The 14,992-nt window shown below is 51.1% G+C and carries 17 protein-coding genes; 1 reads left to right on the forward strand and 16 read right to left on the reverse strand.

What is annotated here, in order from left to right:
* Positions 1–30 precede the first annotated feature (30 nt).
* From PCH05_RS03000 to PCH05_RS03035, 8 genes are all read right to left on the reverse strand, one after another.
* Positions 31–1,038, reverse strand: coding sequence for an RluA family pseudouridine synthase (locus tag PCH05_RS03000; RefSeq protein ID WP_127600526.1), 1,008 nt, complete (start codon positions 1,036–1,038; stop codon positions 31–33).
* The gene (locus tag PCH05_RS03005; RefSeq protein WP_127600528.1) at positions 1,035–1,604 is read right to left on the reverse strand and encodes a cob(I)yrinic acid a,c-diamide adenosyltransferase; all 570 of its coding nucleotides are present in this window, start codon (positions 1,602–1,604) and stop codon (positions 1,035–1,037) included. Before PCH05_RS03005 ends, PCH05_RS03000 begins: the two co-directional genes overlap by 4 nt.
* Positions 1,605–1,634: 30 nt before the next feature.
* Positions 1,635–2,147, reverse strand: coding sequence for a type 2 periplasmic-binding domain-containing protein (locus tag PCH05_RS03010; RefSeq protein ID WP_246049342.1), 513 nt, complete (start codon positions 2,145–2,147; stop codon positions 1,635–1,637).
* Positions 2,148–2,432: 285 nt separating this feature from the next.
* On the reverse strand, positions 2,433–2,699 hold the full coding sequence (locus tag PCH05_RS03015) for an aspartyl-phosphate phosphatase Spo0E family protein (RefSeq protein WP_127600531.1): 267 nt from the start codon (positions 2,697–2,699) through the stop codon (positions 2,433–2,435).
* A 167-nt stretch (positions 2,700–2,866) separates the two neighbouring features.
* The gene (locus PCH05_RS03020) at positions 2,867–4,078 is read right to left on the reverse strand and encodes an aminotransferase class I/II-fold pyridoxal phosphate-dependent enzyme (protein ID WP_127600533.1); all 1,212 of its coding nucleotides are present in this window, start codon (positions 4,076–4,078) and stop codon (positions 2,867–2,869) included.
* Between the two features lie 13 nt (positions 4,079–4,091).
* The gene (locus tag PCH05_RS03025; protein ID WP_127600535.1) at positions 4,092–4,592 is read right to left on the reverse strand and encodes an Lrp/AsnC family transcriptional regulator; all 501 of its coding nucleotides are present in this window, start codon (positions 4,590–4,592) and stop codon (positions 4,092–4,094) included.
* Between the two features lie 230 nt (positions 4,593–4,822).
* A complete protein-coding gene (locus tag PCH05_RS03030) occupies positions 4,823–5,215 on the reverse strand; it encodes a spore coat protein (protein WP_127600537.1) in 393 nt (130 codons plus the stop codon).
* 23 nt (positions 5,216–5,238) lie between these two features.
* Complete coding sequence (locus PCH05_RS03035; protein WP_127600539.1) at positions 5,239–5,475, reverse strand: hypothetical protein; 237 nt, start codon at positions 5,473–5,475, stop codon at positions 5,239–5,241.
* A gap of 134 nt (positions 5,476–5,609) precedes the next feature.
* On the opposite strand from PCH05_RS03035, the gene PCH05_RS03040 reads away from it, so the two are divergent.
* Positions 5,610–6,851 carry an NAD(P)/FAD-dependent oxidoreductase gene (locus PCH05_RS03040; RefSeq protein WP_127600541.1) on the forward strand — a complete coding sequence of 414 codons (1,242 nt, stop codon included), beginning with the start codon at positions 5,610–5,612 and terminating at the stop codon, positions 6,849–6,851.
* A gap of 69 nt (positions 6,852–6,920) precedes the next feature.
* Here the strand turns inward: PCH05_RS03040 and PCH05_RS03045 are convergent, their stop codons facing one another.
* From PCH05_RS03045 to PCH05_RS03080, 8 genes are all read right to left on the reverse strand, one after another.
* Entirely contained in the window at positions 6,921–8,339 is a 1,419-nt protein-coding gene (locus PCH05_RS03045) for a sensor histidine kinase (protein WP_127600543.1), read from the reverse strand.
* Positions 8,336–9,049 (reverse strand): response regulator transcription factor, encoded by a 714-nt coding sequence (locus PCH05_RS03050; protein WP_218030507.1) that lies wholly within the window; start codon positions 9,047–9,049, stop codon positions 8,336–8,338. The genes PCH05_RS03045 and PCH05_RS03050 overlap by 4 nt, the downstream gene beginning before the upstream one ends.
* A 206-nt stretch (positions 9,050–9,255) precedes the next feature.
* Positions 9,256–9,624, reverse strand: a complete 369-nt coding sequence (locus PCH05_RS03055; RefSeq protein ID WP_127600546.1) for a YxeA family protein — start codon at positions 9,622–9,624, stop codon at positions 9,256–9,258.
* Between the two features lie 32 nt (positions 9,625–9,656).
* Positions 9,657–11,588 (reverse strand): ABC transporter permease, encoded by a 1,932-nt coding sequence (locus PCH05_RS03060; RefSeq protein WP_127600548.1) that lies wholly within the window; start codon positions 11,586–11,588, stop codon positions 9,657–9,659.
* Positions 11,575–12,342 (reverse strand): ABC transporter ATP-binding protein, encoded by a 768-nt coding sequence (locus tag PCH05_RS03065; RefSeq protein ID WP_127600550.1) that lies wholly within the window; start codon positions 12,340–12,342, stop codon positions 11,575–11,577. Before PCH05_RS03065 ends, PCH05_RS03060 begins: the two co-directional genes overlap by 14 nt.
* Before the next feature lie 185 nt (positions 12,343–12,527).
* Positions 12,528–13,736 carry an MFS transporter gene (locus PCH05_RS03070; protein ID WP_127600552.1) on the reverse strand — a complete coding sequence of 403 codons (1,209 nt, stop codon included), beginning with the start codon at positions 13,734–13,736 and terminating at the stop codon, positions 12,528–12,530.
* Between the two features lie 95 nt (positions 13,737–13,831).
* Positions 13,832–14,386 (reverse strand): hypothetical protein, encoded by a 555-nt coding sequence (locus PCH05_RS03075; RefSeq protein ID WP_127600554.1) that lies wholly within the window; start codon positions 14,384–14,386, stop codon positions 13,832–13,834.
* A 184-nt stretch (positions 14,387–14,570) separates the two neighbouring features.
* Positions 14,571–14,990 carry a DUF350 domain-containing protein gene (locus PCH05_RS03080; RefSeq protein WP_127600556.1) on the reverse strand — a complete coding sequence of 140 codons (420 nt, stop codon included), beginning with the start codon at positions 14,988–14,990 and terminating at the stop codon, positions 14,571–14,573.
* Between the last annotated feature and the right edge of the window lie 2 nt (positions 14,991–14,992).

Consider the following 14,992-nt stretch of genomic DNA (forward strand, 5'->3'; position numbering starts at 1 on the left):
TTGTAGGAATTTAGTCAAGCAGGTTCCTCCCTAGGCTTCCAGCTTCTGTCGCAGCCTTGCCATATCCTCGGGGAGCGGTGCCCGGAAGGTCATCTGCTCATGCGTCACCGGATGCTCGAAGGACAGCTCAAACGCATGCAGAGCCTGCCTTGAGATGAAGTTGTCCAGCTCCATGATTTCAGATACCGGTTCCGTGGGGTGACTATGCGGCTCCGGATCAGCCAACGATGACCCAGGTTCTCCGTGCTCCCCCTGCCTGTCATAGATAGCATGCCGATAGAACTTGTCGCCGATCAGGGGACAACCGATGCTCGTCATATGTACGCGGATTTGATGCGTTCTTCCCGTCTCCAGCTTGAGCTCCACGAGCGAACCCTTTGTCCAGCTTTCCAGCACCTTATATCTCGTCAGGGATGGATAGCCGTCTGGCGTGACGATCCGCCGGTGCGGCTCCTCGGGATCGCGGTCAATCGGGCCGTCCACTTCTCCCTGCCGTGGATCCGGAGTGCCGTGCACAAGGGCCAGGTACTTTTTGTCCACGAGGTTATCGATCATCTGCTCGGATATGTGCTGGTGCACATAAGGATTTTTGGCGATGGCAAGCACCCCCGTCGTTTCCTGATCCAGACGGTGGACGGCGCGAAACCGGTACGCTTCGCCTTTTTGGAGCCAGTAGTCTACGACCCCGTTCGCGAGCGTTCCGGTGTAGTGACCATGGGTCGGGTGGACGATCATCCCCGCTTCTTTATTAACGATCAGGATGTGTTCATCCTCGTATAGAATGTCAAAAGGGATCGGCTGCGGCAAAATATCGTCAGAGGTTTCCTTTTCCATGCGGATTTCCACTACGTCCCCGGCCTGAACGTGTACGCTGATATAGACTCTCCGGCCGTTTAAGGTAATGCCTTCTTCTGTCAGCTTCAGCTTCGACTGCAGCTTGCGTGACACGTGCATGCGCTTCGCGAGGATGGTTTTGAGCAGCCAGCCATTCTCTGCTTCAGGCACGATATAAACAATAGGCGGATAATAAGCTGTCATTTCTTGTTGCCGAAAACCTTTTTGCTGCGAATATATTCGATGTCGGGGACTTGGCAGCGGGCGTTGGCCGTACGGGAGATCACGAAGAAATAATCGGACAGCCGGTTCAGGTATCTGCGGACCTCCGGATTGATCTCCTTTTGCTGTCCCAGCGTCACCACTCGGCGTTCCGCCCGGCGGCAGACGGTTCTGCATACATGCAGCGTTGCGGACAGCAGCGTTCCGCCCGGTAAAATGAACCGTTCCAGCTCCGGATTTTCTTCCTCGTACCGGTCCATCCACTGCTCCAGCCGTACCACCATCTCGGCATTCACTTTATATTTGCTTTCGCTTAATTTCACAAAGGCCAAGTCGGAGCCGCAATCGAACAATTCATGCTGGATTTCCAGCAGATTCTCCTTCAGGTCCGCAAAAGCCTCCCCTTCCATCAAACTTACAGCCTGTCCAACATAGCTGTTCAGCTCATCGATAGTACCGTAAGTCTCCACCTGCAGATCGTCCTTGAATACGCGTCCGCCGATGACCGAGGTTTGGCCCTCGTCACCCGTTCTTGTATATATTTTCATTGGTTGAAACCTCCTTCTGCAGGATCTCTATTATTCCGTCATAGCCTTGATTGCTTTCAGTGCGTTATCAATGTGTTCAGAAGAAATCGGGATCGTCACGAACAGCTTATCCGGCGTGTATTTCAGATCCTTGAACATCTTCAGGTCCTTCACGGGAATGCCGTACAGATGCTCGGTCTTATCAATCGTCTTGTCGTCTTTTTCTTCCATACTGGCAAAGACGCCCTCCGGATACTTTTTCGCATCGAAATGATCGTCCAGTGCTACGTGACCGCCAAGCTTCCCGTAATTTTTCATGTCGTCTTCCGACAAAATCATGATGTCATGACCTCCCGCGGCATATTCAACCATGAGCTTTTGCGGATTATACAGCGGACTGGCAATGACTTCGACCTTCAAATCCGGGCCGAGCTTCTCCTGAAGCGTCTTCTCCAGCTGATCGGAGACCTGCGTCGGATCGGAGTTTTGGTCGATCATGAACACCGAAACGTCAGGCTTGTCTTTGCCGCAGCCTGCAAGCATAAAAACCGCCAGTAATACCACTACCAATTTACCGTATGCCTTCAATCTCTGCTCCCCCTCTTTTCCCCAATAGGTTCAATATATCACACATGATAGAGACAAAAAAGAAGTGCCCGGGCAAAGGATGCCCAGGCAGGTTTCAATGGATTCTATTCATCTATTTAAAATGAAACTAAAGATTCACCTTGCTTCGATTTTGATACTCTGTAATAACATAAAAAATCCCCTTCGGCCGACAACGAAACACTCCGGATTCATACCGGCTTCACGATCGGCGCCAAGGGGACCCTTGCTACATATGTACCGTCAGGCTTTATTTTTCTTTGGGCAAAGCTTCATATATTCGTTAATCTTCAAGTCCAGCAGACTGCTAATTTCGATGACGATTTCCGAAGTAAAGGACTGTTCCTGCAAAAAGATCTGTTCCATTTTCTTACGGAGCATCAATATTTCGTCTTCCAAGGATAAATTCCTTATTGAATCCGTCGTTTTGGTTGACCACTCACCGCGCTGATCGCCTTCTGCAGTGTAGTCACCGCGGTACGAGGGCAAATCATATTCAGCACAGAACAAAGGTAATCCCTCCCTGGTAAGTCTATTCTTGCTCCTAAACCAAAATTATAACATACATACGCATAAAATAAAGTGAATTTTTTGTTAAAATATACAAAAAACAGAATAATATCGATAAGAATGAATGAACTGGAGCCAAAAACCAGCTCCAGTTCATCGTCGATCCATTATGATTCACGCTTCAGCTTGTTCAGAAACTCTCCCATACGGTCGAGCGCCTCGGTTAGCTGCGCGACCGAAGTTGCATAGGAGCAGCGCAAAAATCCTTCGCCTCCGGCGCCGAACGCTGTCCCCGGAACCGCGGCAACCTTAGCCTCAAGGAGCAGCCGCTGAGCAAATTCATCGGAGCTGAGCCCCGTCGAGACAATGCTCGGGAACGCATAAAAGGCACCTTGTGGCTCATGGCACTCCAGTCCGATATCGTGGAAGCCCTGGACAATCAGACGTCGGCGCTGATTGTAGGATTCGACCATCCGGTCTTTTTCCTCCATCCCGTTCTTCAGCGCCTCCAAAGCGGCCACCTGACCCATGACCGGCGCACACATCACGGTATACTGGTGGATTTTCAGCATCGCAGCAATGATATCCGGATGCGCACAGACATATCCCATACGCCAGCCGGTCATCGCGAACGCCTTGGAAAAACCGCTGACCAGAATGGTACGGTCCATCATGCCCGGAATCGAGGCAAAGCTGACATGCTTCTGATTATAGGTCAGTTCAGCATAGATTTCATCGGAGATGACGATCAGATCATGCTTTTCCACGACTTTCGCAATCGGCAGCCAATCCTCGTAGGTCATCGTTGCTCCGGTCGGATTGCTTGGATAACAAAGAATCAGCACCTTGGAGTTCGGCGTGATCTGCGCTTCCAGCGCTTCCGCCGTCAGCTTGAAATCATCCTTGGCATAGGTTTCGATCCCTACCGGCACGCCTCCGCCGATCGATGTGATCGGAGAATAGGATACGTAGCAGGGCTCCGGAATCAGAATTTCGTCCCCGGGGACGATCAGTGCGCGCAGGGCGAGGTCAATAGCTTCGCTGCCGCCAACCGTAACGATGATCTGATTCTGTGGATCATAGCCTACGTGAAAGCCGTCATAGAGATACTGCGAAATGGCTTCACGAAGCTCTATCATTCCGGCGTTGGATGTATAGGCGGTCACTCCGCGTTCAAGCGAATACACGCAGGCCTCCCGGACATGCCAAGGAGTCGTGAAGTCGGGTTCACCCACCCCGAGTGTGATGATGTCCTTACTGCCGTTGGCCAGATCAAAAAATTTGCGGATCCCGGATGGCGGGATATCCCTGACCAGCGGAGCAAGGTAGGAATTCATCGATTTGACTTGCTGCTGTTTGGTATCTTCATTCACGATCATGACACATCTTCCTTTACGGTGAGACCATGAGACGGTTATCTTCTTCACGGTCTTCAAAAATAATTCCGTCTTGTTTATATTTTTTCAAAATGAAGTTCGTTTTCGTTGACAGTACAGAATCGATCGGCGAAAGCTTCTCGGATACAAAGTTCGCCACTTCCCTCAGGTTGCGGCCTTCCACTTCGACAAGCAGGTCGTAGGCTCCGGACATCAAATACACGGATTTAACCTGCGGATACAAATAAATGCGCTCGGCAATGCCTTCAAAGCCTCTTCCGCGTTCTGGAGTAATCTGCACTTCAATCAGCGCCGTAACCGTTTCTTCCTCAATTTTGCTCCAGTTGACCACCGCCGCGTATTTTACGATCACATGGTCCGCTTCAAGCTCGGCAATCGCCTCCTTTACCGCTTCCTCCTCCACGCCGATCAGCGTCGCAAGAAGCAGGGGAGACCGTCTCGCATCCTCGTTAAGCAGGTCGAGAACCTTTAATTTCAGTTCAGTCAGTTCTTTCATACAGTGTCCTCCAGCATACGTTTCACGGGTTGCTTACAAAGCATGTCATTCCCGGGAAAGAGATTAATACTAATATTACAATAATTTAGGGTGCATGCAAAGAAAAACCGTCTCTATGGCGTGGGCCGAATTAGAGACGGTAAAAATGTACCATGCTTCACTGCAGCATGCGGCGGGTTACATTATATTATAGCCGTATTGCTTCCGGAATGTGCGGCGCGGCGCAGGATTTACATGTAATAGGGGTTTTGGTTATTCTGCTGATGAAGCGGCACATTCGGAGCATGCGCATAAGGGCTCATGCCGCTTGTTTTTTGCTGAACGAACTGACGGCATTGCTGCTGTGTATTACGGGCATCCTGGATCTGCTTATCCAGATCCTGGCGCAGCGCCTTTCCTGATGTGGAGTACATATTGTTCTGCTTCATCAAGTTGTACAGCTCCCCTTGGAGGCGAAGCGTATCGTTGTTCAATTGGGAGAACATTTGACGGACCATGGGACACGAGGACTCGGTTGCTGCTGTCGTATATTCTCTGACGGTTCTTTTCAGATCGGCCAGAATGGTGTACAGCAAATCCTCTTCCTGCATGAAGGCCGATTGGTTCTGGTTCTGATAATACATGGTTTGGACTCTCCTTCGTTAATTTATTGTTGCGGCTGCGTTGGCGCAAGCTGCTGATGCTGCTGCAGGGACTGCACAAGCATATCCAGATGATGATCCATCGAGCGAATGTATTGCTGCAGCGCCTGCTGAATGGCCGGATTTTGCGTAACGGCAGCCGTGGCCGCACACTGTTTGATCAGCAGATCTTCATTGGAAATCGAATCGACAATATACTCGAGCTCTTTGCCCGTAATTGCCTGCATTTGACCGGATTGCATATGTGTTTTTCCTCCTCTGGGGATGTTTAACTCATTGCATATTATGTCCAGGGCATTTTTTTCTATGTGCCTTCAATAAACCGCATTTCGAGAGCAAATACTGAAATAGGAATGAAAAAAGGAGCGAAACCACGATGATCTTAAACAGCGGAAAGCTTGGATGGCCCCATACTCTAAATCCCGTACCCGAATATCCTGCGCTGGACCGCGATCTCAATTGCGACGTGCTTGTCGTCGGCGGCGGGATGAGCGGAGCGATGCTGTCCCATGAGCTGACGAGCCGAAATTTGAATACCGTCGTGATCGACAAAGGAAAAATCGGCGGCGGCAGTTCCTCGGCCAACACGGGCCTGCTGCAGTTCTCGAACGATAAGACGCTTACGTCGATGATCCATACCTTTGGCGAAGAAATCGGGGTCGCTTTTTATAAGCTTTGCGAACAGGCGATGCACAAGCTGATTGAAACCAGCGGGCGTTTATACTCGAATCCCCAGCTCATTCCCCGCAGCAGCTTATACTTTGCCAGTCACGAGGGCGATGTACCTATGCTTCAGGAGGAATTCGAGACCTTCAAAAAGTACGGCTTCAACGTGGATTATTGGGATCAAGCGAAAATCGAGCGTCATATGCCTTTTTCCAAGCCAGCCGCCCTGTATACCCACGGCGACGCCGAGGTGAATCCTTTCCGCATGGTGCATGCCTTGGTCGAAGCCGCTGCACGTCATGGGGCGCGCGTGTTCGAGCATACGGAGGCCGTGCATTTTGAATACGATGAGGACGGCGTGACCTGCTATACCGGAGCCCATAAAATCCGCGCCAAAACAGTTGTCTTCACGATGGGCTATGAAACCCAGGAAATGAAAAGGGATCGAAATGCCGTCCTGAAGGTTTCCTACGCGATGCTGACAAGCCCGGTAGAGGATCTTTCAGATTGGCATGAGCGCTGCATGATTTGGGAGACGGCAAGACCTTATTTGTATATGCGGACTACTCCGGACAATCGTATTGTCGTTGGTGGACTGGATGAGCATCCGCCGGAGCCGGATCAGCGTGAAGCGCGCGCCCTTCATAAAAGCGAGATTTTGCTGGGTGAGGTCAAAAAGCTGTTTCCCCGCTACCAGAGCCTTACGGCCGAGTATGCCTGGGCTTCTATTTTCGGCTCAACGCATGACGGGATGCCGATGATCGGCACGCATCCCGATTATCCGAACAGCTATTTCATCGAGGCCTACGGCGGCAACGGGACGGTATATTGCATGATCGCGGCGGATATGCTCGGGGATGTACTCACAGGCAAAGAACGCCCGGATATGGAGATGTTTTCGCTTCAGCGGACCAGCAAGCCGTCGCCGCATAAACCGGTAACCATGGGCTGAGTTCTCCCCTGCCGCGTAAATCCATGAACCTAAAAAGCAGGACATGCCCTATGGACATGTCCTGCTTTTTTACACATTCAGCCGGATGATGATGGTCGTACCTTCCCCAAGGCGGCTTTCCACCCGGATGTCTCCGCCGTGCGCCTCCACAATGTCATGGGTGATGGCCATGCCGAGGCCAGAGCCCTTATGCGCTTCCCCTGTGTTCGTACCACGGAAATACCGGTCAAAGATCCGGTTGACTTCATCCTCCCGGATGCCCTTGCCGTTATCTTCGACCCGGATGAATACATGCTGCCCGGTCTTTTCGACGCTGACAGCAATGGCCGCGCTTTCCGGATTATGAACGATGGCATTGTAGATCAGATTGGTGACCGCCCTCCGGATCAGGATGTCATCGACCTCGGCCTTGATCACCTCGTCGCTGCACCGGAAATCGATGCTGCGGCTCGCGTATCGGGAATCGTTCAGCGTATCGATGACGGTGCCGCGGATCAGGCTGACCAGATTGATGCTTTTTTTGCTGAGCGCAAGCTTTTTATTTTTCAATCGGGTAGAAAGGTTCAGATCTTCGATGAGCTCCCGCAAGTACACGGATTTGTGCTCGATGATCTCCGCATATTCCTGCATTTCCTCGATGCTGAACCCGTAATCCTTGTCTTTCATCAGCTCCGCATAGCCTTGGATGGAAGCCAGCGGCGTCTTGATGTCGTGCGTGATGTTGCTGATCCATTCCTCTTTCATCCGGTCCAGATGTTTCCGTTCCGCCTCGCCGGCCTGAAGCTGCTCGCTCAGCACGTTGAGGTTATAGAATACGTTCTTGTAGATCCCCTTGGTTTCGTACCGCGCACGATAGTTTTTATGGGCGAGCTGCTTGATGCCGTCAATCAAAGTACTCAACGGCCGGGTCAGCCTTTTGCTGAACATGTAAGCGATGCACAGGGCGATGAAGCCGTCGACGCAGATCAAAGTCAAGGCTCCGACCTGAAGGAAACGTCCGACCTTCCGGATATCGTACGTCAGGACATACCGCTCCATATAAGGATGCTGGAAGCCGACCAGATAACTGTAGCGGTTCCCGTTCCCCTGCTTTTCTCCGATGAAAACAATCGACATCAGTTCTTCTTCCATATACTTATAAGTCTGAACGATGTCCAGCGGCGTGTATTTCGTTTTGGCCCCGGCAGGCACGCGGTATCCATATACCGCTCTGCCGTTCTCGTCCAGTACTTGCACCCAAGCCTGATTGCTTTCAAGCGTTCGCTTGCCCTGGTCCGTGATAGAAATCCCCGATCCCGAAATGACGATCTCCTGGCTGAACGAGCGCGTCATGCCCTCTGCCGAGGCTTCGCCCTGCTGAAACGGTGATTCCTGCTTTTGGATATGGTATATATTAAACCCAAGCGCGACCAGAAGGTTCATGAAGATGACGATCACCACGATCAGGACAACCGATGCCAGGTACCTTCCAGTCAGCCGCCATTTCATCGTTTGCCGCCCTCCAGGGCAAGCTTATACCCCAAGCCCTTCACCGTCACCAAATACTGCGGATTCGAAGGATCCTCTTCGATTTTTTCCCTCAGCCGCCGAATGTGAACCATGACCGTATTGTCGAAACCGAACGAGTCTTCGCCCCAGACCTGGTCGTACAGGCTTTCTTTGCTGATAATCTGGTTCGGATGCTTGAGCAAATGAGTGAAAAGGCCGAGCTCTTTCGGTTTCAGTTCGATGACTTCCCCGTTTTTCTTCAGTTCGAATTTTTGTTCGTCAAGCTCAAAGGGACCGGCCGTCAGCGTATGCTCCTGCTTTTCTTCCTCCCGGGCAGCCTCCGCCCTTCTGAAACGGGCCTTGATCCGATAAGCCACTTCCTTCGGGCTGAACGGCTTGGTGATATAATCGTCGCCGCCGATGGCAAAGCCCAGTATTTTATCGATTTCTTCGGCCTTCGCGGATAAAAAGAAAATCGGCACGTTTGACACACTGCGTATTTTTTGGCAGACGTCATACCCTTCACCGTCCGGAAGCATGATATCCAGCATGATGATGTCAGGATGCTTGTCCTGGAACTGCAACCAGGCCTCTTCCGCTGTGGCGGCCGTATACACGTGCTCGAAGCCTTCCTTCAGCAGTACGGTTTTCAGCAGCCTTACGATATCCGCTTCATCGTCCACGATCAATATTTTTTGGCTTAAAGTCAAAATGGTTCGAACCTCCTTTCTGCGAAGCGGTGCAGATGATCTGTGCAGAGATGACATCTCCGTCATCTTTTCCCACCCTGTCATTTACTATAACCATATTTTCAGGAGCATGCTTACAAAATGGCGCTTCTTAATCGTTCGCGAAAACTCCGCCTTCAAGTTGGCCGTTTTTCCCTTCATCTTGGTTGCCTGCCCGAGTATGCGCCCTATTGCGCTCCTGCCGCAATCAGCTTTTCCTTCGCGGGACCCGGCAGCTCGCTCGCCTGTACCTCTTGGTATGAGCTCGCTTCGTCGCCTTTCATGTACACCTTCAGATACGCGTCCCTGCGCAGATCCTTATGTGCGGTGAAGGTGACGCTCTTTTCCTTGCCCTGCTTATCGAAGCCTTTCAAGGTGTATTCGTAGTAAACGAACTTCTTCCCGCTGCTTTCCTTGCTCTCCATCCGCTTTCCGTCCTCGATTTGCACGTAATATGCGGCGGCGCCGAGCCGGTTCAAATTGACGTTCTGGATCAATACGACGAAGCCGACAAGTAAGACGACGATGACGACGGTTATGCTAAGTCCTTTTTTCATCTTGGATTTGCTCCTTTTCGTGTATTCGTGGTTTATTTTTCATTCATAACGATGCTGCTGTAGGCACGCACGGTCATAAAGTAATAGATCAGATAAATACAGGTGTACACGCCCATGCAGATGATAACCGGAATCACCAGGTTCGCCTGCATCAATCTCGACAGGGCCGACAAAGCCACTGCGCAGTGGACGATTCCCGCCACCAGCGGCAGCGCGAACACGAACAGGACCTGCTTGGCTACCGTCTTACGAATTTCTTTTTTCTTCACACCGATCTTGCGCAGAATCGCATAACGCGCCTTATCGGAATTCGCTTCGGTCAGCTGCTTGAAGTAAATGATGCTGCCCGTTGCGGCCAGGAAGACGAGTCCCAGGAATCCACCCATGAAAATCATCAATCCGGAGGACTCCATGCCGCGGGCATAATCGCCATAGAAGCTCGAGAAACCTGCTTTTTCCGGCAGAATGCTTTCCAGATCCTTCGTTAGCTGCTTCGCCTTGTCCTGATGCGTGATGCCGTAAGCTTCCACTGTCATCGTCTTGGCGTGCGGCTTCAGCTTGGCGAACATCTCGTCGCTGATCACGATGGTGGAATAGACGGTTCCCTGATTCAGCACGCTGTATTTTTTCAGTTCGGTAAAATCAAGCTTTTCCCCTTTATCGGCTCCGCTAAGCGTGATCGCCGTCCCCACATATTCCGGCGACATTCCTTGAATGAACATCGGATCCAGCGCAGCAGCTTCATTCGCTTGAAGCTCAAGCGCCTCGTTTCGTCCTTGAAGCTTGGCCAGTTGGTTGAAATCGCGATTGGACAGCACCGTAAAGGTCTGTTCCTCCGAGCGGCCGCCTTGCTCCAGTCCCGATGCATCCGCATCGACTTCAAGCAGTGGAACCGATTCGTGATACTCCATACGATGGCCCTGCGCGCTTTGAATCGCCTTCTCCGCCTTGGCGGATGTGCTGCCGTCCACATCCAGGAACATGATGCTGTTCGGATTGAACTGCGAAACCGAGCTGCGGTTGCTGTAATACATGCTGTACGCGGTCCCGACAGCCGTTAACGTCGTCGCGCTCAGCACCGCAATGATGGTTAATGTCCGCGCGTTCCCCTTCATCCGGTATAACAACTGGGAAGTCGTGATGATGTTCAGGCCTTTCCAGAAGCTTCTTTTATTTTTGCGCGACAGCTTCAGCAAGGTAACGGTCAAGGTATTGAACAATAGATAGGTTCCAAGGATGACGGTGATCAGGATCACGAGCGGCGTCATCATAAAGCCCAGCATCTGCCACGCTTTGGAGGTTGCCAGGTTTTGCAGCGCGAGCCAGTATCCGACACCGACAAGAAGCAATGACAGGATCGCGGTCAGCCAGGAAGCCTTCGGCTCCTTTTCCCGCTGCTGGTCCGCATGGAACAGCTCAATCAATTTGAACCGGTAAATCAGCCGGTACCCTTGCAGCGAAGTAATCAGCGTAATGATCATAAAAACGACGAAGGTGTTGATGATCGCCGCCATCGAGATGGAGAAGTCCGTCATCGCCTCATATCCCATGACCTTCATCAGGATCAGGACAAAGAAGCGGCTCAGAACAGAACCAAGCGCAATCCCCACGATCAGCGCTACGATCCCCATCAGGAAATTTTCGTAAAACAGCATGCGTCCAATCTGTTTTTTGCGCACCCCGAGCAGAGAATAGAGGCCGACCTCCTTTTTGCGCTTGCGCGTGAAGAAAGAGTTGGAGTACCAGATAAAGATCGCCACGAAGATGATCAATACGACGGCCGCTGCACTGAAGGCAGAGGAGATTTTGGGCGATCCGTCCGACGCGGCTTGAATGGTGTTATCGTACTTCAGCGACACGAAGGTAAAATAGATCACGATGCTGAAAATCATCGACGCAAAGTACAAAAAATAGTTCGTGAAGTTTTTGCGTATATTTTTTCTCGCGATACTAAACAGCGTCATGATGCCCACCCCCGAGCGATGTCAAAACCTCGATGATTTGCTGGAAAAATTGCTTGCGCGTCGACTCCTCCTTATGAAGCTCCCGGAACAGCTCGCCGTCATTGATAAAAATGACCCGTTTGCAGTAGCTCGCGGCATTGGCGTCGTGCGTAACCATCATAATGGTCGATCGATTCGACGCATTCAGCATGCTCAGGCTTTCCAGCAGGCTTGTCGCCGATTTGGAATCCAGCGCGCCGGTCGGCTCGTCCGCCAAAATCAGGCTCGGATTCGCTACGATGGCTCTGGATGCCGCAGCACGCTGCTTTTGTCCGCCGGAGATTTGATAAGGGTATTTTTCCAGAATGGCGCGAATTCCGAACGTATCGGCGATCTCATTCACTCTCCGTTCAATCTCCGAAGAAGGAACTTTGGACAAAGCCAGCGGAAGGAGAATATTTTCTTTGACCGTTAACGTATCCAGCAGGTTGTAATCCTGGAAAATAAACCCCAGCTTATTCCGCCGAAAATCGGAAAGCTTCTCTTCGCTCATGCTGACGATATTCTGTCCGTCGATGATGATCTCTCCGGAAGTCGGCGTATCGATCGTGGAGAAAATGTTGAGCAGCGTCGACTTTCCCGCTCCGGACGGTCCCATGATGCCCACGAACTCGCCTTCCTCAATGTTCAGGCTGATATGCTGAAGAGCCGTATATAGATTTCCTTTGGTTCCAAAGGTTTTGTTCACGTCTTTTGCTTGCAGTATAGTTTTCATAGAAATCTCCTTAAGGTCGCTTGATATGGATGAACACATTTGTAATGATAATGGCTGTACCTTACAGGGATTTAATGCGAACCTTACATGAACCTTAAATCTCCGCAGCACAAAAAAACCCTCAGGGCCACTTTACAGTGTTCCTGAGGGTTGCTGTTTTCATAATGAAGTGTTTGTTCTGCTCATCAGGCCGAAGAGCCGTCCCGGAGAAGCTTTCTCACAAAAATCCAGCTGAGGATAGGAGAGGCACCCAATATAAGCATTACGATTGTAATCGTCAGCGGCGTTTTGCTCATCATGACCACGACGATAAATGCAAAAGCGCCCAGCAGCCGCCCGGCCATAAGGCTTAGTTCACGGAGTACAACAAGCTCCACCCGCTTCTCGACCATTTCATCGCTCGTACCCATCAAGTCAAAACCGGACGAAATCATCGGTAAGATGTAGAGCGGCATAAATATGGCCGAGCCGATCCCGAGTACGAGCAAAGCGGAATACCCCGTGCTCCAAAGGAGCGGAAAGATCACAACCCACAAAAGCAGTGCGCCCAGAAGCATTCCAGCGCTTCGGTATCCGGGCTTGTACCATTTCCCGGCGAGCCAGTACGTCAACAGTGAGATTGCGGACGTAATCAGCGTGAATTGTCCCAGCTTGGCCTCCTTATTCGTAGCCACGAACACAAGCAGGCCGATCAGAAAGGCGAATACGCCTTCACGTATCCCTTGCGCCGCCAGCCCCGGAGCCATCCGCCGCCACGGGCTTCCCTTGGCGCGCAGCTGCGTGATCGGCTCACTCCAGCGATAGCTGCCGCCGCTTTTCCTCTTTTTAAGAAAAAAGCTGAGCACGACAGCAATTGCATAAATGACCATCGAAATTGTAAAAATGACCCGGTATCCCCGGTCGCCCTTCAGCCACGTAATCAAAAGCCCGGAAAACCAGGGGCCAATGATTCCGGTAATCGAGCCCAGCAATCCGACCCAGCCGTTAAACAAATCACGATTGGAGCGGTCTGTCACTTCAAAATATACGACGTTAAAGGCAAGCCAGAAAATTCCGAGCGATACGCCGAGCAGCAGGCCAAGCGGCCAAATCCAGTGCACGACGTCCGAACCGATCCATAACACAACCAGATAAAACAGTCCTGACAGGACAATACCTGCACGCAGGGCGTTCATTTTGTTGTATTCCTTTACCCATTTGCCGCCTATCCAGAATGTCAATCCAACGGCTACCTGTTGAGCTACGGTAAACCATCCGATCATGGCGTAGTCCTGCTTGCTCTTCCACAAATACACGTTCAAAAATGTGCCGGAAAGAGCCCCCGCCAGAACGATCAACCCATTAACGGCCAGCAAAAGCTGGGATTGGCGGTCAAAGTGTGCCGACGTTTTCATAAGTCCCCCCTTGCTTACCGGACATGTTCTGTCTTAACATGCCCCAAACAAAGGAATCTCATTTGAAAACAATCCTAAAGGATCGATTATGCTGCTTAAGCCTGTTCGCTGCTCAGGTGATTGACCATACGCAGACGGTCTTCCTCCGTCAGATTCGTTTCCACATGGAAGCAGCCGGTGCAGATATACACATTCACACGGAAAGGCGGCTGGATAACGGGAGCCTTAAGCGCGCTGAATCGCGACGGGACAAAGCCCTGTCCCGAAAATTCCTGGGTGCCTGCCAGAACCATATAATCTCGGCACTTCGGACATTCAGGTACCTCCTCCTGCTCATCCAGAATCTTCTCCACGCTTTCTTCGTAATTCATCAGATCATGACTCTCTTCGAATTTATCCAGCGTCCGGATGGAAGGCGGAAGCTGATGCTGCATATCCTCCTCGGCCCAAAGCGGCGTATCATCGGCTTCTTCGCCTTCCTCCCAGTCCATATCCTCTTCGCTGTCTTCTTCTTCCTCATCGCCTATTTGAATATTGAGCGTGCGGTATCCCTTCAACTCATTCTGGCAGTAAGGGCAGTTGTCCTCAGGTCCGATTTCCTCATCCCAGACGATTTCGGTCTGGCACCATGGGCAAACGGTCGTTTCCATTGCCTTTCATCTCCTCAATGTCTCTTTAAGTACATAATGCCGACTGCAAAAAAGATGACAGCCGCCACAAATAGAATTCTCGACAGATTTTTCATGCCTTCCTCCTAGAAAAAGCCTGATCCCGGCCTTAGCGGCTGTTCTCTCCTTAACAAGTCAAGCCGCCTGTCGTTATTGGCTCTTACGATTAAAAAATGCATGCCCCGATCACATAGGATAACGAGACGGAAATCAGCAGGGAAATTGCTCCCACGGCCCGGTTATCCTTCTGTATTTCCCCGTCCACGGAAAACACGGGTGTTAAAAACTCAAACAGCAAGTACGCAACAAACAGCAAAACAAAGCCAAAAAATGCCCATTTCATCGTGTCGTAAATGGAGGTCTTCGCCTCAATGCTGTACCTCAGCACATTGCATATGGCGAATATCTTACCGCCTGTCGCGAGAGCAGCCGCAACGTTTCCGCGGCCGATTTCATTCCAGCAGTTATACCTGGCCACCAGCTCGAACAGGTATAAAAAAACAATCAAGCCCAAGATGGCCACCGAGAAATAACCGATGAGCGTTCCCAGCGGATGGGTCAACATTTGATCAACCCAATTCTTCATAT

The sequence above is a fragment of the Paenibacillus chibensis genome (assembly GCF_004001045.1).
In the GTDB taxonomy this organism is placed as follows: Bacteria; Bacillota; Bacilli; order Paenibacillales; family Paenibacillaceae; genus Paenibacillus_AQ; species Paenibacillus_AQ chibensis.

What these genes read in the sequence shown, in the direction of transcription:
- PCH05_RS03060 (WP_127600548.1), bottom strand. Translation starts at nt 11,588, where the DNA reads ATGACGCTGTTTAGTATCGCGAGAAAAAATATACGCAAAAACTTCACG.
- PCH05_RS03020 (WP_127600533.1), bottom strand. Translation starts at nt 4,078, where the DNA reads ATGATCGTGAATGAAGATACCAAACAGCAGCAAGTCAAATCGATGAAT.
- PCH05_RS03040 (WP_127600541.1), top strand. Translation starts at nt 5,610, where the DNA reads ATGATCTTAAACAGCGGAAAGCTTGGATGGCCCCATACTCTAAATCCC.
- PCH05_RS03030 (WP_127600537.1), bottom strand. Translation starts at nt 5,215, where the DNA reads ATGTATTATCAGAACCAGAACCAATCGGCCTTCATGCAGGAAGAGGAT.
- PCH05_RS03005 (WP_127600528.1), bottom strand. Translation starts at nt 1,604, where the DNA reads ATGAAAATATATACAAGAACGGGTGACGAGGGCCAAACCTCGGTCATC.
- PCH05_RS03070 (WP_127600552.1), bottom strand. Translation starts at nt 13,736, where the DNA reads ATGAAAACGTCGGCACACTTTGACCGCCAATCCCAGCTTTTGCTGGCC.
- PCH05_RS03065 (WP_127600550.1), bottom strand. Translation starts at nt 12,342, where the DNA reads ATGAAAACTATACTGCAAGCAAAAGACGTGAACAAAACCTTTGGAACC.
- PCH05_RS03000 (WP_127600526.1), bottom strand. Translation starts at nt 1,038, where the DNA reads ATGACAGCTTATTATCCGCCTATTGTTTATATCGTGCCTGAAGCAGAG.
- PCH05_RS03075 (WP_127600554.1), bottom strand. Translation starts at nt 14,386, where the DNA reads ATGGAAACGACCGTTTGCCCATGGTGCCAGACCGAAATCGTCTGGGAT.
- PCH05_RS03025 (WP_127600535.1), bottom strand. Translation starts at nt 4,592, where the DNA reads ATGAAAGAACTGACTGAACTGAAATTAAAGGTTCTCGACCTGCTTAAC.
- PCH05_RS03080 (WP_127600556.1), bottom strand. Translation starts at nt 14,990, where the DNA reads ATGAAGAATTGGGTTGATCAAATGTTGACCCATCCGCTGGGAACGCTC.
- PCH05_RS03045 (WP_127600543.1), bottom strand. Translation starts at nt 8,339, where the DNA reads ATGAAATGGCGGCTGACTGGAAGGTACCTGGCATCGGTTGTCCTGATC.
- PCH05_RS03055 (WP_127600546.1), bottom strand. Translation starts at nt 9,624, where the DNA reads ATGAAAAAAGGACTTAGCATAACCGTCGTCATCGTCGTCTTACTTGTC.
- PCH05_RS03035 (WP_127600539.1), bottom strand. Translation starts at nt 5,475, where the DNA reads ATGCAATCCGGTCAAATGCAGGCAATTACGGGCAAAGAGCTCGAGTAT.